This is a genomic window from Pseudomonas sp. (genome assembly GCF_041601375.1).
GTDB lineage: Bacteria > Pseudomonadota > Gammaproteobacteria > Pseudomonadales > Pseudomonadaceae > Aquipseudomonas.
Genome location: NZ_JBFIIG010000072.1, coordinates 1 through 18,920, shown reverse-complemented (window position 1 = coordinate 18,920; position 18,920 = coordinate 1). Strand labels below are relative to the sequence as shown.

Genomic DNA, 18,920 nt, shown 5'->3' with positions numbered 1-18,920 from the left:
CCCGGTTGACCCGGTTGATCTGGGCGAGCAGGGCCCTCGGTCGTGACACCGCCACTCAGCGTGATCATCCCGGTGCGCAATGAGGCGGCCGCCCTGCCGCTGCTGCTGGCGGACCTGACGCCTTTACGGGCAGCCGGCGCGGAGCTCATCGTGGTGGACGGCGGCAGCAGCGATGCCACCCTTGCGCTGGCTGCTGCGCAGGTCGACCAGCTGCTCGAGACGCCGGCCGGGCGCGCACGGCAAATGAATGCCGGCGCCGCTGTGGCGCGTGGGGATTACCTATGGTTCATGCACGCCGATACCCGGGTTAGTGCCGCGTCCATCGAACGGTTGCTCGCGGTGTTGGCGGAGCGGCCGATCTGGGGGCGTTTCGATGTGCGTTTGTCGGGCAGTAGTCTGGCGCTACGTGTGATCGGTACGATGATCAATCTGCGCTCGCGGTTGACCGGTGTGGCGACGGGCGACCAGGGAATCTTCGTCGCCCGTGAGTCGTTCGAGGTGCTGGGCGGTTACGCGGACATCCCCTTGATGGAGGACATCGAGCTTAGCGGGCGCCTGAAAAAACGGGCGCGACCGCGTTGCTTGCGGCCTCCGCTGTCAACTTCAAGCAGGCGCTGGGAGCAGGATGGCATTTGGCGTACTGTATTGTTCATGTGGCGTCTGCGGCTGGCCTACTATTGTGGCGTCAGCCCGGATCAGTTGGCGCGGCAGTATCACCGAGGGCCACCGCTATGAAACTGTCTATATCTTTGCACATGCTGGCGCGGGCGCCTGTGCCTGGGCAGGTGAAAACCCGGCTGATTCCTGTTCTGGGTGAAGAGGGTGCATGCGACCTGCAGCGATTGTTGCTCGAGCGGGCCTTGCAGCTTCCGGCGCAAGGGTTCACTCAGCGGTTTTTGTGGCTGGACGACAGTCCGGATGCGCAGCTGCAGGCACTCGCCGAGCAGTGGAACTGGACGCTGGTCGAACAGCCCGCCGGCGACCTGGGTGAGCGCATGCGACGCATAGCGACCTTGGGGCTGGCGGAAAGCGATGCCGTGGTGTTGATCGGCAACGATTGTCCGGCGCTGGACGGCGAATACCTTAGAGGTGCTTGCGAGGCATTGCACGGGCAGCCCGTAGTGCTGGGGCCGGCCGAGGATGGTGGTTATGTCCTGCTCGGCTTGCGCTGCGTCGACCCCAAGCTGTTTCACGGCATGCCGTGGGGGACCGACCAGGTCTTGAGCATGACTTGCGAGCGCCTGCAGCAGTTGGATTGGCATCATCGGCTATTGCCGGCATTGTGGGATGTCGATCGCCCGGAAGACCTGCCGCGCCTGGCGGAGCTGGGCATCCGGGTCGAAGTCTGACCGATCTCCCGCGGCCCGTTGCTCGCATCCAGTACTGCGATGCTCCTGCACAGGCGTCGAGATTTCCGGTGTGGTGGAGCGGAGCGCCATTCGCGGCCAAGGCCGCTCCCACGGAGCACCACCGCACCGTAGGCAGGGCAATATCCATTCCATTGGCGCAACCCGGTATACCGGTTGGCGCCGCTATCCTGCGTTGACAGTTCTACAGCCATCCGACATTTCGGGTTTGAGCAACTCTAGAACAAGCCGTCGCTGTCGATGCGACGTGCCTCGCGCTGCAGTTGGTAGACGAAGCGCTCGACCTGGCGTTGTTCCAGGCCGTTCATGCGGTGGAAGCGTACGCCGGCAAAGGTCGTGTCGAGTTTCTCCTCATACTGCACATGGCGCATTTCCACGGCAGCGGCCATCTCGCCGAAGGGTAATTGAGCGGTAAAGCTTTCATAAACCTGGCCAGAGTGCAGGCTGCTGGCGACGTTGCCCGGCAGGCGCACTTTGCAGCCGGTGGCAGAAATATCCAGCATCTGTCCCGTTAGGGGGCTGCGCAACTTGGCACCGGCCAATTCGATCTTGACTTGGTCGGATCGCTTGAGTTGCGCTCTGTAGGCATTGCGGCGCTGGTGGTAGTGCACTTCTTCAGGCATCGGGCTGAAGTAGCAGCGTGCCCCCTCGTGTTGGTCGATCTGTACCGGCTGCAGGCACTCCCAGGCTACGCGCACGCCTTCATGGAAGGCTTCGATGCGAAAAGATTCGCCGTTCTGCAGAAAGCGCTCGGCATCGTTGGGGATCATCTCGTCGAGAATAAGGCGGTTCTTGTCGCGATCGACTTCGATCAGATAACTCTGAAAGCGTTGGTTGCGGTCGTGGAAGATAATAACCAGCGGATCGTGATGCTGTTGCAGTTGACGCAGATTGGCCACGATTTCCACGGGGGCTTTGAGCACCATCGGTGGTTGCGGGCCATCGTCCTCGATAAAGGGGTTGGACACGGTCCAGAACTCTCCAGGCAGATACGGCGGCACTAGGATGCCGGCATTATGACAGCATTTTTTCTGTGCCTTGTTATTAAGTATTCAGGCCTGACTGAGCGGGCGCTGCTGGCCGATTCTAGCGGTACTGCCGCGGCTGTCATAGAGGTTGGGGGTTTCCCCGCCGCGGAGAATGCCGAGCATGCTGCTGGTCGAGGCCTGGCTGGAGCGGATCAAGCGGCCGTTACGCAGATTGGCCGCTTGGCAGCGTTCGAGCAGTGTGCGCAGGAAGTCGCCGCGTTCGAGCAGTTCAGTGCCTTGGCTGGAGCGTTCGGCGAGGGCTTGCAGGCCGGCGCGGTCGGCGCTCAGCTGCAGGCTGAGCAGCAGTTGGCTGCGTGCCCGACCGTGTTGGTCGAGTTGTGCCAGCAGTGGTTGCTTCTTTTCCAGGATACTTTGCAGGCGGGGCAGGTCTCGCTCGCCGAGGGCCTGGTATTCCTCATCGACCAGTTCGAGCAGGTACTCGGCACTGCCGATATCGTCGTTGAAAAGCTCAAGCAGGGTCATGTCGTGCATTGCAGGCTCTCGGATGTCAGCGGGCCGTAGCAGCGCTACTGTGCTGTAAGGCTAACATCCCGGCGCTGCCTTGAGACTAGCGCTGGGATTCGAAGTCGAGCAGTTTGCCGGCAACGCGCTGGCTGTCGACCTGGTAACTACCGTCAAGGATCGCTTGTTTGAGCTGGGCAACCCGTTCTTTATCGACGGTCGGTTGCTCGGCCAGCTTTTCGCTGATTTTTTGCAGCTGTTGCGCTTCGCGGCTGAATTGCACCGACTCGCCGCTCTTGCTGGCGTCTGCCTGCTGGGCTGGAGTTGGTGACGGGCTGGACGATTTTTCGCTGATGGCTTCATTCCGGCCACCAGGCTGAGCACTGCCCGCACGCCCTGAATTGGCAGGGGTGGTGGCATTGTTTAGCCGGTTGAAGTCGATGACCATGGTGCAAAACCTCGAACAATATTTGGGTGCTTGCCTGGGTTCTCGGCCGTTTCTACAGAAGCTTTAGAAAAATAACCGGTGTTTCAAGCAACAGTTTAACCGCAGTGTGAGAAATCGTCAGCCAACCTGCTCGGTAAGCGTCTGTTTCAAGCTCATTGTAGGCGCTTATTCAAGCGCTTAAATGAGCAAGAACAGGCGAGAATCATGCCTACATGGCCACTTCAACCTGGCCGGGTCCAATGACCCGTGCTCTGACTATCCGCTTCGAGCGCTGGTTGCGCACCCTGATCTGTTTGCCGATGACGCCGTCCGACAGGGCTTCGCCTGGCATGCGTACGCTCATGTTGCCGCTGCGTGCGCTGATCACCACCTGGTCGCCTTTACGGATGGCCTCGGCTTGCTCGACGTGCGTCGGCGCCACCACCTGATCCGGTTGCAGTGGCCGCGTCAGTTTTTTGCCGACCGCCTGCCTGAGGTTGGTCAGATAGCCTTGATTGAGCAGGCCGACATCACGTTCCAGCAAGCTTACGTCCATGTCTGTCAGCACGGCCTCGCGCTTGAGTGGACGGATGGCGGTGACCACGTCTCGGTATAGCCTGACCTGTCCGGGGACGAAAACCGTCCAGGGTGAGCTGCCATCGCAGCGCACCCGCATGGTGACGCGGCCAATCGGCTGGGCAGGGCTTTCCAGGGTGGTCGTCAATTCCTTGTCGCACAGCGGTAAGCGTAAGCGTGGATCGAGACGGTTGATTTCAACCTCATACCGGCCCTGAATTTCGCTGCGCTGCAGGTAGTCGGCGACCGTCCGCTCAAGAAAACTGTGGGTCACGCCGATAAGCTCTTCAGGTAAGGTTGCAGCGGCAAGTGCCACGGGGCTGTAGCCGAGCGCGAGCAAAGCAGGTAAAACTGCCAGCCAATGGCGGCCTTTTGCCGGCAGGTATCGATACTGGCGCCGATAGAAGTGTCGAAAAGTTGTCGTTTCTGCGTTCATGCAGAGTGGAAAGCAAGGCGCGTGCCGCCTGCTACGCTAAGCACAATGTGCGCGACTCAAGCAGAGGAGTTTGGGCATGGCCGGTGTAATGGATTCGGTTAACCAGCGCACACAGTTGGTTGGGCAGAATCGTTTGGAACTGTTGCTGTTCCGTCTCGATGGCGGGCAGCTGTATGGCATCAACGTATTCAAGGTGAAGGAGGTGCTGCAGTGCCCCAAGCTCACCATCATGCCCAGATCCAGCCCGGTTGTGCGGGGGGTCGCGAGCATTCGCGGAGGCACCATTCCCATCCTCGATCTGTCGATGGCCACCGGGCGGCCGCCGTTGCAGGATCTAAGCAACAGTTTTGTCATCATTACCGAATACAACACCAAGGTTCAGGGCTTTCTGGTGCATTCGGTCGAGCGCATCGTCAACATGAACTGGGAGGAGATCCATCCGCCACCCAAGGGCGCGGGGCGTGATCACTACCTGACTGCCGTGACCCGTCTGGACAAGGAGTTGGTGGAAATCCTCGATGTGGAAAAAATTCTTGCCGAAGTGGCGCCGACGTCCGAGGTGATTTCTGACGGTGTGGTAAATGCCGAAACCCAGAGCAAGGCGCTGAGCAAACATGTGTTGATCGTCGATGACTCATCGGTGGCGCGCAAGCAGGTGATTCGTTGCCTGCAAACCGTTGGGGTCGAGGTCACGGCGCTGAACGATGGTCGGCAAGCCCTGGATTACCTGCGCAACATGGCGGACGAGGGCAGGCATCCAGGCCAGGAGCTGCTGATGTTGATTTCCGACATCGAGATGCCGGAAATGGACGGTTATACCCTGACCGCAGAGATCCGCAACGATGCGCGCATGCAGAAGTTGCACATCCTCCTGCATACTTCGCTTTCCGGGGTGTTCAATCAGGCCATGGTGAAGAAGGTCGGCGCCGATGACTTTCTTCCCAAGTTTCGCCCCGATGACCTGGCGTCGCGGGTGGTCGCCCGTATCAATGAGGTCGATCAGAGTTCATGAGCGCAGGGGGGCGCTGTCGTTGCATCGCGCCACAATATTCGAAGGCTATGGCGCTCACAGCGCCTGGCCTTTTAGCGGGCAAAAGTGAGTTGTCGAGTCTGTTTTAATTTAACGTCGCATCGCCGAGTGCAGCAATTATTGCTTCGGCCTGATGGTGGGGCGGAGGGTGCATCTTTTAGTGCAACACTTTGATTGGCGAGGCCTGGCTAGTGTCTTCAGGTAATTTGGATTTTGAACAGTTCCGGACGTTTCTGGAAAAGGCCTGTGGCATTTTGCTGGGGAGCAATAAGCAGTACCTGGTGTCCAGTCGCCTGAACAAGCTGCAGGAGCAGCACGGGATCAAGACCCTGGGAGAACTGGTGCAGCGCATGCAAAGCCAGCCGCGCAGCGGTTTGCGCGAGCAGGTGGTGGATGCCATGACCACCAATGAGACCTTGTGGTTTCGTGATACCTACCCCTTCGAGGTGCTGAAGAAACGGGTCCTGCCCGAATTGATCAAGGCCAATCCGGGCCAGCGCCTGCGCATCTGGTCGGCGGCCTGCTCATCGGGGCAGGAGCCTTATTCCCTGTCGATGAGCATCGACGAGTTCGAGAAAACCAATATCGGCCAGCTCAAGGCGGGGGTGCAAATTGTTGCCACCGATCTATCGCCGTCGATGTTGGCCAATTGCAAATCCGGTGAATACGACAGCCTGGCGATGGGCCGGGGCCTGTCTCAAGAGCGCTTGCAGCGTTATTTCGATCCGAAAGCGCCGGGCCGCTGGGTGGTCAAGCCGGCGATCAAGAGTCGTGTCGAGTTTCGTCCGCTGAACCTGATGGACAGTTATGCCAGCCTGGGCAAGTTCGACATCGTGTTCTGCCGCAACGTGTTGATCTATTTTTCCGCCGATATGAAGAAAGACATTCTCACGCGCATCCATGCCATGTTGAAGCCGGGTGGTTATTTGTTCCTGGGCGCGTCGGAGGCACTCAATGGCCTGCCGGATCGTTATCAGATGGTGCAATGCAGTCCGGGGATCATCTACAAGGTGAAATAAGCCGGTTGTACAGGGTTGCACCATGAAACGGGAGGCCAGTGGCCTCCCGTTTTTCGTCAGGCGCGGCGGCAAAGTCCCGGCCGGCTTGCCGGATTGTTTGCCATGGGGCGGAAAATCCTTGCCGCTCGACTTGCTTTAGGGTTGGTTAGTTTTATCAAGTCATTGAAATATAAGATAAAAATATAGATGGCACGACCTTTGCTGACTTTCTTGTACGGAAAACAGGCAAGCCCAACGGCAAAGGTTCCTGACCATGAGCATCAGCTTCGATAGCGCACTCGGCATCCATGAAAAGGCACTTGGCTTTCGCGCCCAGCGTGCCGAGGTATTGGCCAACAACATAGCCAATGCCGATACGCCCAACTACAAGGCGCGCGATCTGGACTTCGCTGCGGTGCTGGCCGAGCAGAGCGCCAATACCCCGCGTGGTTCGGCCGGTCTGGCCCGCACCAACAGCCGGCATATCGCCGCCGAGGGCGTGGCCATGGGCAGTGCCAACCTGGCCTACCGCATTCCCTCGCACCCGTCGATCGATCAGAACACCGTCGACGTGCAGGTCGAGCAGTCCACCTACGCGGAAAACGCGGTGAATTTCCAAGCCAGCTTCACCTTCCTCAACAGCAAGTTCAAAGGGCTGGTCAGCGCCCTGCGCGGCGAATAAAGGAGCCTGATGCCATGTCACTCGCCAGTGTTTTCAATATCGCCGGAACCGGCATGAGTGCCCAGAGCACTCGTCTGAATACCATTTCCAGCAACATCGCCAACGCCGAGACGGTGTCGTCGAGCGTCGATCAGACCTACCGCGCGCGCCATCCGGTATTCGCCACCGTGTTCCAGCAGTCCATGGGCGATGGCAGCGGTTCGCTGTTCGCCGAGCAGGATCAGGCCGGCAGCGGCGTGCAGGTGCTGGGTATCGTCGAGGATCAGAGCAGCCTGGTGCCGCGCTACGAGCCGAACCACCCGGCGGCCGATGAAGGCGGCTATGTGTACTACCCCAACGTCAACGTGGTCGAGGAAATGGCCGACATGATTTCCGCCAGCCGGGCATTCCAGACCAACGTCGAGATGATGAACACGGCCAAACAAATGTTGCAGCGCGTACTGACCCTGGGTCAGTAAGCCGCACGAAGGGGATACGGCATGAGCACGGTAAATGGCGTCAGTTCGGCACTCGATCAATACCAGATCAAGAGCGACACCACGGCCAATAAAGAATTGGGCAAGAACGAGTTTCTCAACTTGCTGGTGGCGCAACTGAATAACCAGAACCCCCTGGAGCCGCAGAGCAATGGCGAGTTCATTGCCCAGCTGGCGCAGTTCAGCCAGGTCGAAGGCATCGAAAAGCTCAATACCAGCATGGGTTCGTTGCTGTCCGGCTACCAGTCCTCCCAGGCGCTGCAGGCCTCATCCTTGGTCGGCAGCAAGGTCATCATTCCGACCGACAAGGCGCTGGTCGATACCAGCGAAAGCTTCAAGGCCAGCATGGTCCTGCCGACCAGCAGCAGCAACGTATACGTCAACGTCTACAACAACGCCGGGACCGCGGTGAGCCGGATCAACATGGGCGAGCAGGCCGCCGGCAATGTCAGCTTTATCTGGGACGGCAAAGACGCCAGCGGCAATTTGTTGCCACCCGGCACCTACAAGTTCGAGGCGCAGGCCACCTACGAAGGCGAGACCAAGGGGCTTTACACCATGCTCCCGGCCAACGTCGACAGCGTGGTGCTGGGTGGTAGCGAGTTGATGCTCAACCTGGCGGGGCTTGGCAGTGTGCCGCTGTCTCAGGTGCAGGTCATCGGTCAGTAATTTCAGGGTTTTAATCGCCGGCTATGCCGGCAAAGGAGACTTTCATGGCGTTCAATATCGGTCTTAGCGGCCTGCGCGCTGCGACCAGCGATCTCAACGTGACCGGCAACAACATCGCCAACGCCGGTACGGCCGGCTTCAAGCAGTCGCGGGCGGAGTTTTCCGATGTCTATGCGGCCTCGGTGAATGGAACCGGCAAGAACCCGGTGGGTAGCGGTGTGCTCCTGAGCAACGTCTCGCAGCTGTTCAATCAGGGCAATGTCAACTACACGCAGAATGCCCTGGATCTGGCGATCAACGGCAACGGCTTCTTCCAGACCAGCAACAACGGCGAGGTCAGCTACACCCGTGCCGGCTATTTCGGTACCGACCGCGATGGCTTCATGGTCAATAACTTCGGCTACAAGCTGCAGGGCTATGCCGTCGATGGCAACGGCAACCTGCAGAATGGCGTGATCAGCGATCTGCGTATCGAGACCGCGAGCCAGGCGCCGAAGGCGACCACGACGCTGAATCAGACGTTCAATCTGAACTCGACCAATACGGTGCCGACGACTTGGCAGGGGGTCTATGACTCCTCAATACAGGGTGCGGAAACAGCCTGGCTCAACGACCCTGCGAATCTCGTAGTCGATCCGGCCAACCCGACTCCGGCTGAGTCCGCAGCGGCGCAGGCAGCTGTAGCCTCCGACCCGATCGTGCTGGCCGCCGCAAATATGGCCGCCAATGCCTCCTTTGATCCTACCGATCCAACCACCTACAACTCCTCCACCTCGACCAACGTCTACGACACCCAGGGCAATGCCCATGTAATGACCCAGTATTTCGTCAAGACCGGTGCCAACCAGTGGCAGATGAATGTATTGGTCGATGGGCGCAATCCGGCTACTCCGACATCGACTACGCCCTACTCGATGGGCGTGCGTTTCACTGCCAGTGGGGCGCTGGATACCAGCAGCCTGACCTCCAGTGCGGCTTTCACCGTCGACGCCACCGGGCGTTTTACCTTGAATTCCTGGGTGCCCGCCGCCTCGGATGGCGGGGAGCCGCCGGTGTGGTCGAGCAATGGTGCGAATGCCAGCCCGACTGGCATTCTGGTCGATATGCGCAACTCTACTCAGTTCTCCAGCTCCTTCGCGGTCAACGCCGTCAGTCAGGACGGTTACACCACCGGCCAGTTGGCGGGTCTGGAGATCGACGACACCGGGGTGATTTTCGCCCGCTACACCAACGGTCAATCCAATGTGCAGGGGCAGGTGATTCTGGCCAGCTTCGCCAACGTACAGGGCCTGACGCCGGTGGGTAAGACCGCCTGGGTGCAGTCCTTCGCCTCCGGTGATCCGGTGGTGGGTACGCCGCGCAGCGGTACCCTGGGCGCCTTGCAGTCCGGCGCCCTGGAGGACTCCAACGTCGAGCTGTCCGATCAATTGGTCAACCTGATCGTCGCCCAGCGCAACTACCAGGCCAACGCCAAGACCATCGAGACCGAAAGCTCGATTACCCAGACCATCATCAACCTGCGCTGATAAGGCGCGGTAGTAGGGTGCCACCGATTGACGCCACCGATTGATGGGTATCGCTATGCTCAACGCCATCCTACAAAAGCCCGGCCCGTAGGGTGGTGCGGGCCGCGTAGGTTGAGCGCAGCGATACCCATCGGCGTTCGACCGCCATTCAATCCGCCCGATTGGCGCAGCAGCGGCAACTCCAGACGGCAGGCAGTGGCTTTGCCGTCGGCGGCAATAACTCGCCGACCTCGTCGCGAAAGGCTCCTCATGGGGCCTTTTCTTCATTTATAAAATTGATATTTTTCATAGACTTATGATTATTTTTCGAGGATGGCACGCCGCTTGCTTTATTGCTTTCCATAGAGCAGCGGGCGTCACGCCCACCTCGGAGGATGACCATGGACAAGATGCTGTACGTCTCCATGACTGGAGCCCACAACAACAGCCTGGCGCAGAGTGCCCACGCCAATAACCTGGCGAACATCTCGACCAACGGCTTTCGCCGCGACTTCGAGCAGGCGCGTTCGATGCAGGTCTTCGGCGACACGCTGCCGGCGCGGGTCTATGCCATGACCGAGCGTCCGGGTACCGACTTCACCCCCGGTTCGATGCAGGAAACCGGTCGCGACCTGGACGTGGCGATCGGCGGGCTTGGTTGGCTGGCCGTACAGGCGGCCGACGGCAGCGAGGCCTATGTGCGCACCGCCAGCCTGAATATTGACGCCCTTGGGGTACTGCGAACCGGCAACGGCTTGCCGGTGATGGGCAATGGTGGGCCGATTGCCGTGCCGCCGGAGCAGAAGGTCGAGATCGGCCAGGACGGCACCATCAGCATTCGCGCCCTCGGCGAAGGCCCTAGCGTGCTGGCCGAGGTCGACCGGCTGAAGCTGGTCAATCCCGACCTGAAGCAGATGGAGAAGGGCAGCGACGGCCTGATTCGCTACAAGGGAGGCGAGCCGGTGCAGGCCGATGCCACGGTGCAGGTGACCTCCGGCTTTCTCGAGTCGAGCAACGTCAACGCGGTGGAAGAGATGACTTCCATCCTCGCCCTGTCCCGCCAGTTCGAGCTGCAAGTGAAGATGATGCGCACCGCCGAAGACAATGCGGCCGCTGTGGCGCGGGTTTTGCAAATTAGCTAATCACCAGCACGCAGCGCCTTGAAAATGGCGCTCGAGGAGAATTTATATGCTTCCGGCACTGTGGGTCAGCAAGACCGGTCTGTCCGCCCAGGACATGAACCTGACCACCATTTCCAACAACCTGGCCAACGTCTCGACCACCGGTTTCAAGCGCGACCGGGCCGAGTTCGAGGATCTGCTGTACCAGATCCGTCGCCAGCCAGGTGGCCAGTCCAGCCAGGACAGCCAGTTGCCGTCCGGTTTGCAGCTGGGTACCGGTGTGCGGGTGGTGGGCACGCAGAAGATCTTCACCGCCGGCAGCCTGCAAACCACCGAACAACCGCTGGACATGGCGGTCAACGGCCGCGGTTTCTTCCAGGTGCTGATGCCCGATGGCTCGGTGTCCTATACCCGTGACGGCAGCTTTCACCTCAATTCCGACGGCCAGGTCGTCACCTCCAGCGGTTATGCCCTGGAGCCGGCGATCGTCCTGCCCAACGAAGTGCGCACCTTTACCGTCGGCGAAGACGGCACGGTGTCGGTGACCACCGACGGCAATCCGCAGCCGCAGATCGTCGGCAATTTGCAGACGGCCGACTTCATCAATCCGGCGGGCCTGGAAGCGATCGGCAGCAACCTGTTCCTGGAAACCGCCGCCAGCGGAGCACCGCAGGTCGGCACGCCGGGCCTCAACGGCTTGGGCACCACCCTGCAGAACACCCTGGAAAACTCCAACGTCAGCGTGGTCGAGGAGCTGGTCAACATGATCACCACCCAGCGCGCCTACGAGATGAACTCGAAAGTCATCTCCACCGCCGACCAGATGCTGGCCTTCGTTTCGCAGAATCTTTAATCGCTGAGGGCGGGCATTTGCCCGGCCCTGGCTTGAAATAAAACGCCGTGAGGTAGTGGTTATGAACCGGCTGGTAATGGTGCTCTCGATGCTGGGTCTTGTTGTCCTGAGTGGCTGCGTCGCGCCGCCGGCGAAGCCCAACGACCCCTATTACGCGCCGGTATTGCCGCGCACGCCGTTGCCGGCGGAGCAGAACAACGGCTCGATTTATCAGGCCGGCTTCGAGAACAACCTGTTCGGCGACCGCAAGGCCTACCGCGTCGGTGACATCATCACCATCACCCTCAACGAGCGCACCCAGGCCAGCAAGAATGCCGGCTCGCAGATCCAGAAGGACAGCAGCGCCGACATCGGCCTGACTTCGCTGTTCGGCGGCGCGGTATCGGCGGCCAATCCGTTTTCCGACAATAAGTTGTCGCTGGGCGCCGAGTACAGCGCCAGCCGCGATACCAAGGGCGATAGCAAGGCGGCCCAAGGCAACAGCCTGAGCGGTTCGATCACCGTGACCGTGGCCGAGGTATTGCCCAACGGCATTCTGTCGATCCGCGGCGAGAAGTGGATGACCCTCAACACCGGCGATGAACTGGTGCGCATTGCCGGCCTGGTGCGCGCCGACGATATCGCCACGGACAACACCGTGGCCTCGACGCGGATCGCCGATGCGCGCATCACCTACTCGGGCACCGGCGCCTTCGCCGACGCCAGCCAGCCGGGTTGGCTCGATCGTTTCTTCATCAGCCCGCTGTGGCCGTTTTGAACAGGATGACGCCGATGACCCGCTCCTACGTCTTGCTGCTGTGCATCCTGCTGTGCCTGCCGGCGCAAGCTGAGCGGCTCAAGGACCTGGCCAGCATCCAGGGCGTGCGCAGCAACCAGTTGATCGGCTACGGCCTGGTGGTCGGCCTCAATGGCAGCGGTGACCAGACCACCCAGACGCCGTTCACCGTGCAGACCTTCAACAACATGATGGCGCAGTTCGGCATCAAGGTGCCGCAAGGCGGCAACGTGCAATTGAAGAACGTCGCGGCGGTGTCCATCCATGCCGACTTGCCGGCGTTCGCCAGGCCGGGACAGACCATCGATATCACCATTTCCTCCATCGGCAACGCCAAGAGCCTGCGCGGCGGCAGCCTGCTGATGGCGCCGCTCAAGGGCATCGACGGCAATGTCTACGCCATCGCCCAGGGCAATCTGGTGGTCGGTGGTTTCGATGCCGAAGGCGGCGACGGTTCGCGGATCACCGTCAACGTGCCCTCGGCCGGGCGCATTCCCGGCGGTGCGACGGTCGAGCGTGCGGTGCCCAGCGGTTTCAACCAGGGCAACAGCCTGACCCTCAACCTCAATCGCCCGGACTTCACCACGGCGAAGAACATCGTCGACCATATCAACGACCTGCTCGGCCCCGGTGTCGCCCAGGCGCTGGATGGCGGCTCGATCCGTGTCAGCGCGCCGCTCGATCCGAATCAGCGGGTGGATTACCTGTCGATTCTGGAGAACCTCGAAGTCGAGGTTGGCCAGGCGGTGGCCAAGATCATCATCAATGCGCGCACCGGCACCATCGTCATCGGCCAGAACGTGCGAGTGCAGCCGGCGGCCGTGACCCATGGCAGCCTCACGGTCACCATCACCGAAGATCCCATCGTCAGCCAGCCGGAAGCCCTTTCCGGTGGGCAGACGGCGGTGGTGCCGCGCTCGCGGGTGGGCGCGGTCGAGGAGGCCAAGCCGATGTTCAAGTTCGGCCCCGGTACCACCCTGGATGAAATCGTCCGGGCGGTGAACCAGGTGGGCGCATCGCCCTCCGACCTGATGGCCATCCTGGAGGCGCTCAAGCAAGCCGGCGCCCTGCAGGCCGACCTGATCGTGATTTAAGGAGGCTGCGGCGATGGATTCTCGACTCTCGGCCGGTTTGTTCGGCAACGTCAACAGCAACAGCCCGCTGGACAGCGGCGCCTTCACCGACCTGAACCGGCTCAACCAGTTCAAGGTCGGTGGCGACAGCGAAAAGAACATTCGCAAGGTGGCGCAAGAGTTCGAGTCGCTGTTTCTCAATGAGATGCTCAAGGCCATGCGCTCGGCCAACGAAGTGTTCGCCGAAGGCAACTTCATGAACAGCAACGAGAGCAAGACCTATCAGGACATGCACGACCAGCAGTTGTCGGTGACCCTGTCGAACAACCAGAACGGCATCGGCCTGGCTGACGTGCTGGTGCGACAGATGTCGCAGATCAAGGACGCCGGCAGTCGGCCCAATCCCTTCGCCCAGGTCGATCAGCCGGTGCCGAGTGCGCCGAGCAAACCCTTGGCCAGGGTCGACAGCAGTCGCGACGACTCGTCCCTGCTCAACCAGCGGCGCCTGTCGCTGCCGGGCAGGCTCGGCGATCGGCTGATGGCGGGCATCCTGCCCACGGCCGGGACGGCGGCTGCCCAGCCTCTGGCGCAAAACGACTGGATCCCGGCCAAGGCGTTTGCCGCACCCGCCGACAAGGCCCTGAGCCTGAATGGCGCGGATGCCATCAGCGGCCGTCGTCTGGCGCAGGCACCGGGCAAGACGGCGTTCGCCTCGAAGGACGAATTTATTGCGGCCATGCTGCCGATGGCCGAGCAGGCCGCCGAGAAGATCGGCGTCGATGCGCGCTACCTGGTGGCCCAGGCCGCACTGGAAACCGGCTGGGGCAAGTCGATCATCCGCCAGCAGGACGGCACCAGCAGCCACAACCTGTTCGGCATCAAGAGCCACAATAGCTGGGACGGCGAGTCGGCACGGGTGCTGACCACCGAATACCAGGGCGGTAAAGCGGTCAAGGAGGCGGCGTCCTTCCGCGCCTACGACTCCTACGCCCACAGCTTCGAAGACTACGTGAGTTTCTTGCAGAGCAACGGCCGCTACCAGAACGCACTGAGCTCGACCGAAAACCCCGAGCAATTCGCCCGTGAATTGCAGAAGGCCGGTTACGCCACCGACCCGCAGTACGCGCGCAAGATCGGCCAGATCGCCCGGCAGATGCAGACCTACCAGGCCGTCGCCAGCGTCGACAGCCCGCAGACCAGGACCTAAGCCATGGCTGACCTACTGAGCATTGGCCTGTCCGGATTGTCGGCGAACAAGACCTCGCTGGCGGTCACCGGGCATAACATCAGCAACGTCAACACCCCTGGCTTTTCGCGCCAGGACACGGTGCAGGCCACGCGCAATCCGCAGTTCAGCGGTGCCGGCTACATTGGTTCGGGCACCACGCTGACGGATATCCGCCGCACCTACAGCGAGTTCCTGAGCACCCAGGTGCGCAGCAGCACCGCCCTCAGCTCCGACGTCGAGGCTTACAGAAGCCAGATCGAGCAGCTCGACTCGTTGCTGGCCGGCACCACCACCGGCATCACGCCCTCGCTGCAGAAGTTCTTCTCGTCCCTGCAGACGGCCGCCGAAGACCCGGCCAACATCCCGGCGCGGCAACTGGTGCTGTCCGAGGCGGAAGGCCTGGCCAGGCGCTTCAATACGGTGTCCGACCGGATCAACGAGCAGAACCAGTTCATCAACAAGCAGATGGTGGCTGTCAGTGACCAGGTCAACCGCCTGGCGACCTCGATCGCCAGCTACAACGATGCCATCGCCAAGGCCGCGGCCAACGGCCAGCAACCCAACGACCTGCTCGATGCGCGCGAGGAGGCGATCCGCCAACTGTCCACCTACGTCGGCGTGACCGTGGTGGCGCAGGATGACAACTCGCTCAACCTGTTCGTCGGTTCCGGTCAGCCGCTGGTGGTGGGCAGTACCACCAGCCGCCTGGAAGTCGGGCCGGGGCAGGGCGACCCGACCCGTTACGAGGTGAGCTTCGTCAGCGGTGGCTCGCGCCAGGTCATCACCTCCCTGCTCACCGGTGGCGAGCTGGGCGGGCTGATCCGCTACCGCGCCGAGACCCTGGATCCGACCCTCAACTCGTTGGGGCGACTGGCCCTGGCGGTCAGCGATCAAGTCAACACCCAGCTCGGCCAGGGCCTGGATCTGAAAGGCCAGGTGGGCACCGCGCTGTTCGGCGATTACAACGACACGGCGCTGGCCCAGCTGCGGGTGCGGGCCTTTGCGAGCAACACCAGCAACGTCCAGCCGGCGCTGAATATCACCGACACTAGCGTGCTCACCACCAGCGACTACCGCCTGGAATACGATGGCAGCAACTACAACGCCCGACGCTTGAGCGATGGCGCGACCATGACCGTGAGCCCTAACCCGCCTGGCGCTTATCCGGCGACTCTGACCTTTAGCGATGCGGCCGGTCGCGACCAGGGCTTCGAACTGGCTCTCGATTCCGCACCGGCGGCGGCGGACAAATTTCTCCTGCAACCGACCCGGCGCGGCGCCACGACCATCAGCGCCCAGTTGGATCAGCCGGACCAGTTGGCGTTTGCCGCGCCGGTGCGCGCCGAAGCCGAGCTGCAGAATCGCGGTAATGGAGCGATTAGCCAGCCTGATCTGCAGGCGATGGGGGCGTCCTCTGCCCCTATGGATGCGCTGAAGGCTGCATTAACGCCTGCAGTGACGCTGGCCTACGATGCCGTCAACAGTACATTCACTGTGCCGGCAGGTACTACGCTCACCCGAATCAATGCGGATGGTACAAATGCGGCGACCACCACGTTTCAGGAAGGGCAGCAGAACACCTACAAGCTGCAATTAGCAGATGGCAGTACTGTACGAATGACGCTCAGTGGCCGCCCGCAGGAGGGTGACAAGTTCACTGTGGGCTTCAATCAAAACGGCGTATCGGACAACCGCAACGCCCTGAAATTGGTCGATCTGCAGAACAAACAGACCGTGGGCGTGGATCCGTCAGTGGGCATCAGTACCGGGGTCAGCTTCACCGATGGTTATGGCGACCTGGTCGAGCGCGTCGGCACCCTGACGGCGCAAGCCCGACAGGACAGTGAGGCGACCGGCGCCATCCTCAAACAGGCGACCAACAACCGCGACTCCCTGTCCGCGGTCAACCTTGACGAAGAGGCCGCCAACCTGATCAAGTTCGAGCAGTACTACAACGCCTCGGCCCAGGTCATTCAAGTTGCGCGCTCTTTGTTCGATACCCTGATCAATACCTTCAGATAGGCTATGTCCCAGAACGCTTTTGTAGGAGCGGCTTCAGCCGCGAAGATCTTCGACACACCGACAATGTTTCGCGGCTAAAGAGGATCGCCGCCCGTCCGCTCCTAAGAAGTTGCGATCTGACTCAAGCGTAGTTGGAGCTGAAGCCTTTAACTAAGGCTCAGAGAACTTTTAGAGAGGCTCGCGCCGCTATCGGGCGCGCGCAGAACAATCCCCTCGCCTTCCGAGGGCAGGGTGAGGGGCTGTTAGTCGCGGCCAGATTCCGGATTGCACCAAGAGGCTCAAACATGCGCATCTCCACCATCCAGGCGTTCAACAACGGAGTCGCCGGCATCCAGCGCAACTACGCCAATGCCACCCGCACCCAGGAGCAGATCAGCACCGGCAACCGCATCCTCACCCCGGCGGACGACCCGGTCGCCTCGGTGCGCCTCCTGCAACTGGAGCAGCAGCAGAACGTGCTGACCCAGCACAAGGACAACCTCACCGCCGCGAACAGCAGCCTGACCCAGGAAGAAGTCACCCTCAACTCGGTCAACACCATCCTCCAGCGGGTGCGTGAGCTAACCGTGCAGGCGGGTAACGGCGTACTGGATACCGCGGGTCGACAGTCCATCGCGGCAGAACTGACCGAGCGCGAGGCCGAATTGCTCAGCCTGATGAATACCCGTAATGCCCGCGGCGAATACCTGTTCTCCGGCTTCCAGGGCAAGACCCAGCCCTTCGTGCGTGAGGCCGATGGCAATTACAGTTATCAAGGCGACGAAGGCCAGCGCAAGTTGCAGGTGGCCAGCTCGCTGAACCTGGCCATTAGCGACAACGGCAAGAAGATCTTCCAGAACGTCACCAATGCCGGGCGGCTAAGCCTCACCGATACGGCCATACCGCCAGCTTCCGTGGCCATAGGTACGATTAGCGGCATGCTGGTCGAGGACGAGGTGGCATTTGCCAGCTTTCCTGCCAACGGCGTGCAACTGGCTTTCGATCCTGTCGATCCCTTGAATTACACGTTGAGCCCCGTGATCACGCCGGGCGTGCCGGCAGATCCCTTGGATCCCTTGAGTGTGGAGATTCCTGCGGTATTGGGTACGGCCATCAATGGTCGCCTGGAGGAAGGCAAGGACACGCTGGTGCACTATCAGGGGGTCGCTTTCTACGTTAACGGTACGCCTGCAGCCGGGACCAGCTTCACCATCGCCGGGCCGGGTGCCGATCCGGCAAGCCCGCCGCCCAACAAGGTTGGCATCCTCGATACCATCGCCAGTCTGCGCAGCACCCTGGAAACCCCCGCTACCGGTGGTCAGGTACGCGATGCCGTAGCCTTGGCCCTGACCAATCTCGATCACGGCATGGTCACGGTCGATAGCGTGCGCGGCGAGATTGGCGCGCGCTTGAACATCATCGAGACTACCCAGACCGACAACGAAGACGTCACCCTGGTCAACAAATCCGTGCAGGCCGGGTTGCGCGAACTGGACTACGCCGAAGCGCTGTCGCGGCTGTCGTTCCAGACCATCGTTCTGGAAGCTGCGCAGCAAAGCTACGTCAAAATCGCCGGGCTCAGCCTGTTCAACCAGTTGCGCTGACGGTTTGCCTTTGGTGCTCTTGTAGGAGGGCAGCCCCGGCTGCGCTTTTCTTGACTGCTGTTGCTGGTTGCCAATCCCTGCGTGATAGCCCCGAACCGGACCGAAACGATCAGCGGCCTGCAGCCAAGCCCTCTACAGAGCAGTGACGCTCTTGTGAGAAGGGCCTCGTCCGCGAGCTACAGTGCTGTGGTGCTCTTGTAGGAGGGGACTTGTCCGCGAACGTCGCAGGCTCATTGGCAAGTAGATGGCTCCCACGCTCTGTTTGGTACCCCCGATCAATACGCATTGCATCCACCGTACTGGGGGGCTGAGCGTCTCAGGCTGCATACCCGTGCGGACGGTTCGACCTGGGAACGATCAGAATCCAGCCGAAGGCCCGCCGAAAACCCGGCAAAATGTTCAGATGACACTACTCCCCGAGCTAACCACTTGTTCTTCCTCAAGAAAAAACTTTCGCTGAATATGGCAAAAAGCCCCTAAAGCATCCTGGCTTAGCGCCGATAAAGATTACGAATGCGAAGTAACTGGGATGCCTGAGCCAGGCAACCGCCCAAGCGCTCGCAACGCCCAGCTACCTTAAGTACTAGCCCATTGGAGGCAACACCATGG

General features: G+C 61.0%; 19 protein-coding genes. 15 read left to right on the top strand and 4 right to left on the bottom strand.

Features of this window, described 5'->3' with window-relative positions:
• Window positions 1–60: 60 nt before the first annotated feature.
• Window positions 61–735: a TIGR04283 family arsenosugar biosynthesis glycosyltransferase gene (locus ABZE94_RS11585; RefSeq protein ID WP_372875668.1), complete on the top strand. Its 675-nt coding sequence runs from the start codon at window positions 61–63 to the stop codon at window positions 733–735.
• Window positions 732–1,349 (top strand): TIGR04282 family arsenosugar biosynthesis glycosyltransferase, encoded by a 618-nt coding sequence (locus ABZE94_RS11580; protein WP_372875667.1) that lies wholly within the window; start codon window positions 732–734, stop codon window positions 1,347–1,349. Before ABZE94_RS11585 ends, ABZE94_RS11580 begins: the two co-directional genes overlap by 4 nt.
• A gap of 236 nt (window positions 1,350–1,585) precedes the next feature.
• On the opposite strand, the gene ABZE94_RS11575 is transcribed toward ABZE94_RS11580, so the two are convergent.
• The 4 genes from ABZE94_RS11575 to flgA all read right to left on the bottom strand — a co-directional run bounded on the left by ABZE94_RS11575 (window position 1,586) and on the right by flgA (window position 4,296).
• On the bottom strand, window positions 1,586–2,293 hold the full coding sequence (locus ABZE94_RS11575; protein WP_372875670.1) for a flagellar brake protein: 708 nt from the start codon (window positions 2,291–2,293) through the stop codon (window positions 1,586–1,588).
• Window positions 2,294–2,419: 126 nt separating this feature from the next.
• Window positions 2,420–2,887 (bottom strand): flagella synthesis protein FlgN, encoded by a 468-nt coding sequence (locus tag ABZE94_RS11570; protein ID WP_372875666.1) that lies wholly within the window; start codon window positions 2,885–2,887, stop codon window positions 2,420–2,422.
• 76 nt (window positions 2,888–2,963) lie between these two features.
• On the bottom strand, window positions 2,964–3,305 hold the full coding sequence (flgM, locus tag ABZE94_RS11565) for a flagellar biosynthesis anti-sigma factor FlgM (RefSeq protein ID WP_372875665.1): 342 nt from the start codon (window positions 3,303–3,305) through the stop codon (window positions 2,964–2,966).
• A gap of 208 nt (window positions 3,306–3,513) precedes the next feature.
• A complete protein-coding gene (flgA, locus tag ABZE94_RS11560) occupies window positions 3,514–4,296 on the bottom strand; it encodes a flagellar basal body P-ring formation chaperone FlgA (RefSeq protein ID WP_372875664.1) in 783 nt (260 codons plus the stop codon).
• A gap of 76 nt (window positions 4,297–4,372) precedes the next feature.
• Here flgA and ABZE94_RS11555 point away from each other — a divergent pair, with 76 nt between their 5' ends.
• The 13 genes from ABZE94_RS11555 (at window position 4,373) to flgL (ending at window position 18,311) form a co-directional block, all read left to right on the top strand.
• Window positions 4,373–5,308 (top strand): chemotaxis protein CheV, encoded by a 936-nt coding sequence (locus ABZE94_RS11555; RefSeq protein ID WP_372875663.1) that lies wholly within the window; start codon window positions 4,373–4,375, stop codon window positions 5,306–5,308.
• Between the two features lie 209 nt (window positions 5,309–5,517).
• Complete coding sequence (cheR, locus tag ABZE94_RS11550; RefSeq protein ID WP_372875662.1) at window positions 5,518–6,345, top strand: protein-glutamate O-methyltransferase CheR; 828 nt, start codon at window positions 5,518–5,520, stop codon at window positions 6,343–6,345.
• Between the two features lie 253 nt (window positions 6,346–6,598).
• Entirely contained in the window at window positions 6,599–7,006 is a 408-nt protein-coding gene (gene flgB / locus ABZE94_RS11545) for a flagellar basal body rod protein FlgB (RefSeq protein ID WP_372875661.1), read from the top strand.
• Between the two features lie 14 nt (window positions 7,007–7,020).
• On the top strand, window positions 7,021–7,464 hold the full coding sequence (gene flgC, locus ABZE94_RS11540) for a flagellar basal body rod protein FlgC (protein WP_372875660.1): 444 nt from the start codon (window positions 7,021–7,023) through the stop codon (window positions 7,462–7,464).
• Between the two features lie 21 nt (window positions 7,465–7,485).
• Complete coding sequence (flgD, locus tag ABZE94_RS11535; RefSeq protein ID WP_372875659.1) at window positions 7,486–8,151, top strand: flagellar hook assembly protein FlgD; 666 nt, start codon at window positions 7,486–7,488, stop codon at window positions 8,149–8,151.
• Between the two features lie 44 nt (window positions 8,152–8,195).
• Window positions 8,196–9,677 (top strand): flagellar hook protein FlgE, encoded by a 1,482-nt coding sequence (locus ABZE94_RS11530; RefSeq protein WP_372875658.1) that lies wholly within the window; start codon window positions 8,196–8,198, stop codon window positions 9,675–9,677.
• Window positions 9,678–10,057: 380 nt separating this feature from the next.
• Complete coding sequence (locus ABZE94_RS11525; protein ID WP_372875657.1) at window positions 10,058–10,798, top strand: flagellar basal body rod protein FlgF; 741 nt, start codon at window positions 10,058–10,060, stop codon at window positions 10,796–10,798.
• 46 nt (window positions 10,799–10,844) lie between these two features.
• Window positions 10,845–11,630: a flagellar basal-body rod protein FlgG gene (flgG, locus tag ABZE94_RS11520; RefSeq protein WP_372875656.1), complete on the top strand. Its 786-nt coding sequence runs from the start codon at window positions 10,845–10,847 to the stop codon at window positions 11,628–11,630.
• Between the two features lie 61 nt (window positions 11,631–11,691).
• On the top strand, window positions 11,692–12,387 hold the full coding sequence (gene flgH / locus ABZE94_RS11515; protein ID WP_372875655.1) for a flagellar basal body L-ring protein FlgH: 696 nt from the start codon (window positions 11,692–11,694) through the stop codon (window positions 12,385–12,387).
• Between the two features lie 5 nt (window positions 12,388–12,392).
• Window positions 12,393–13,499, top strand: coding sequence for a flagellar basal body P-ring protein FlgI (locus ABZE94_RS11510; protein WP_372875669.1), 1,107 nt, complete (start codon window positions 12,393–12,395; stop codon window positions 13,497–13,499).
• A 13-nt stretch (window positions 13,500–13,512) separates the two neighbouring features.
• Window positions 13,513–14,685, top strand: a complete 1,173-nt coding sequence (gene flgJ, locus ABZE94_RS11505; protein ID WP_372875654.1) for a flagellar assembly peptidoglycan hydrolase FlgJ — start codon at window positions 13,513–13,515, stop codon at window positions 14,683–14,685.
• A gap of 3 nt (window positions 14,686–14,688) precedes the next feature.
• Window positions 14,689–16,728, top strand: coding sequence for a flagellar hook-associated protein FlgK (gene flgK, locus ABZE94_RS11500; RefSeq protein ID WP_372875653.1), 2,040 nt, complete (start codon window positions 14,689–14,691; stop codon window positions 16,726–16,728).
• 284 nt (window positions 16,729–17,012) lie between these two features.
• Complete coding sequence (flgL, locus tag ABZE94_RS11495; protein WP_372875652.1) at window positions 17,013–18,311, top strand: flagellar hook-associated protein FlgL; 1,299 nt, start codon at window positions 17,013–17,015, stop codon at window positions 18,309–18,311.
• The last annotated feature ends 609 nt before the right edge of the window (window positions 18,312–18,920 follow it).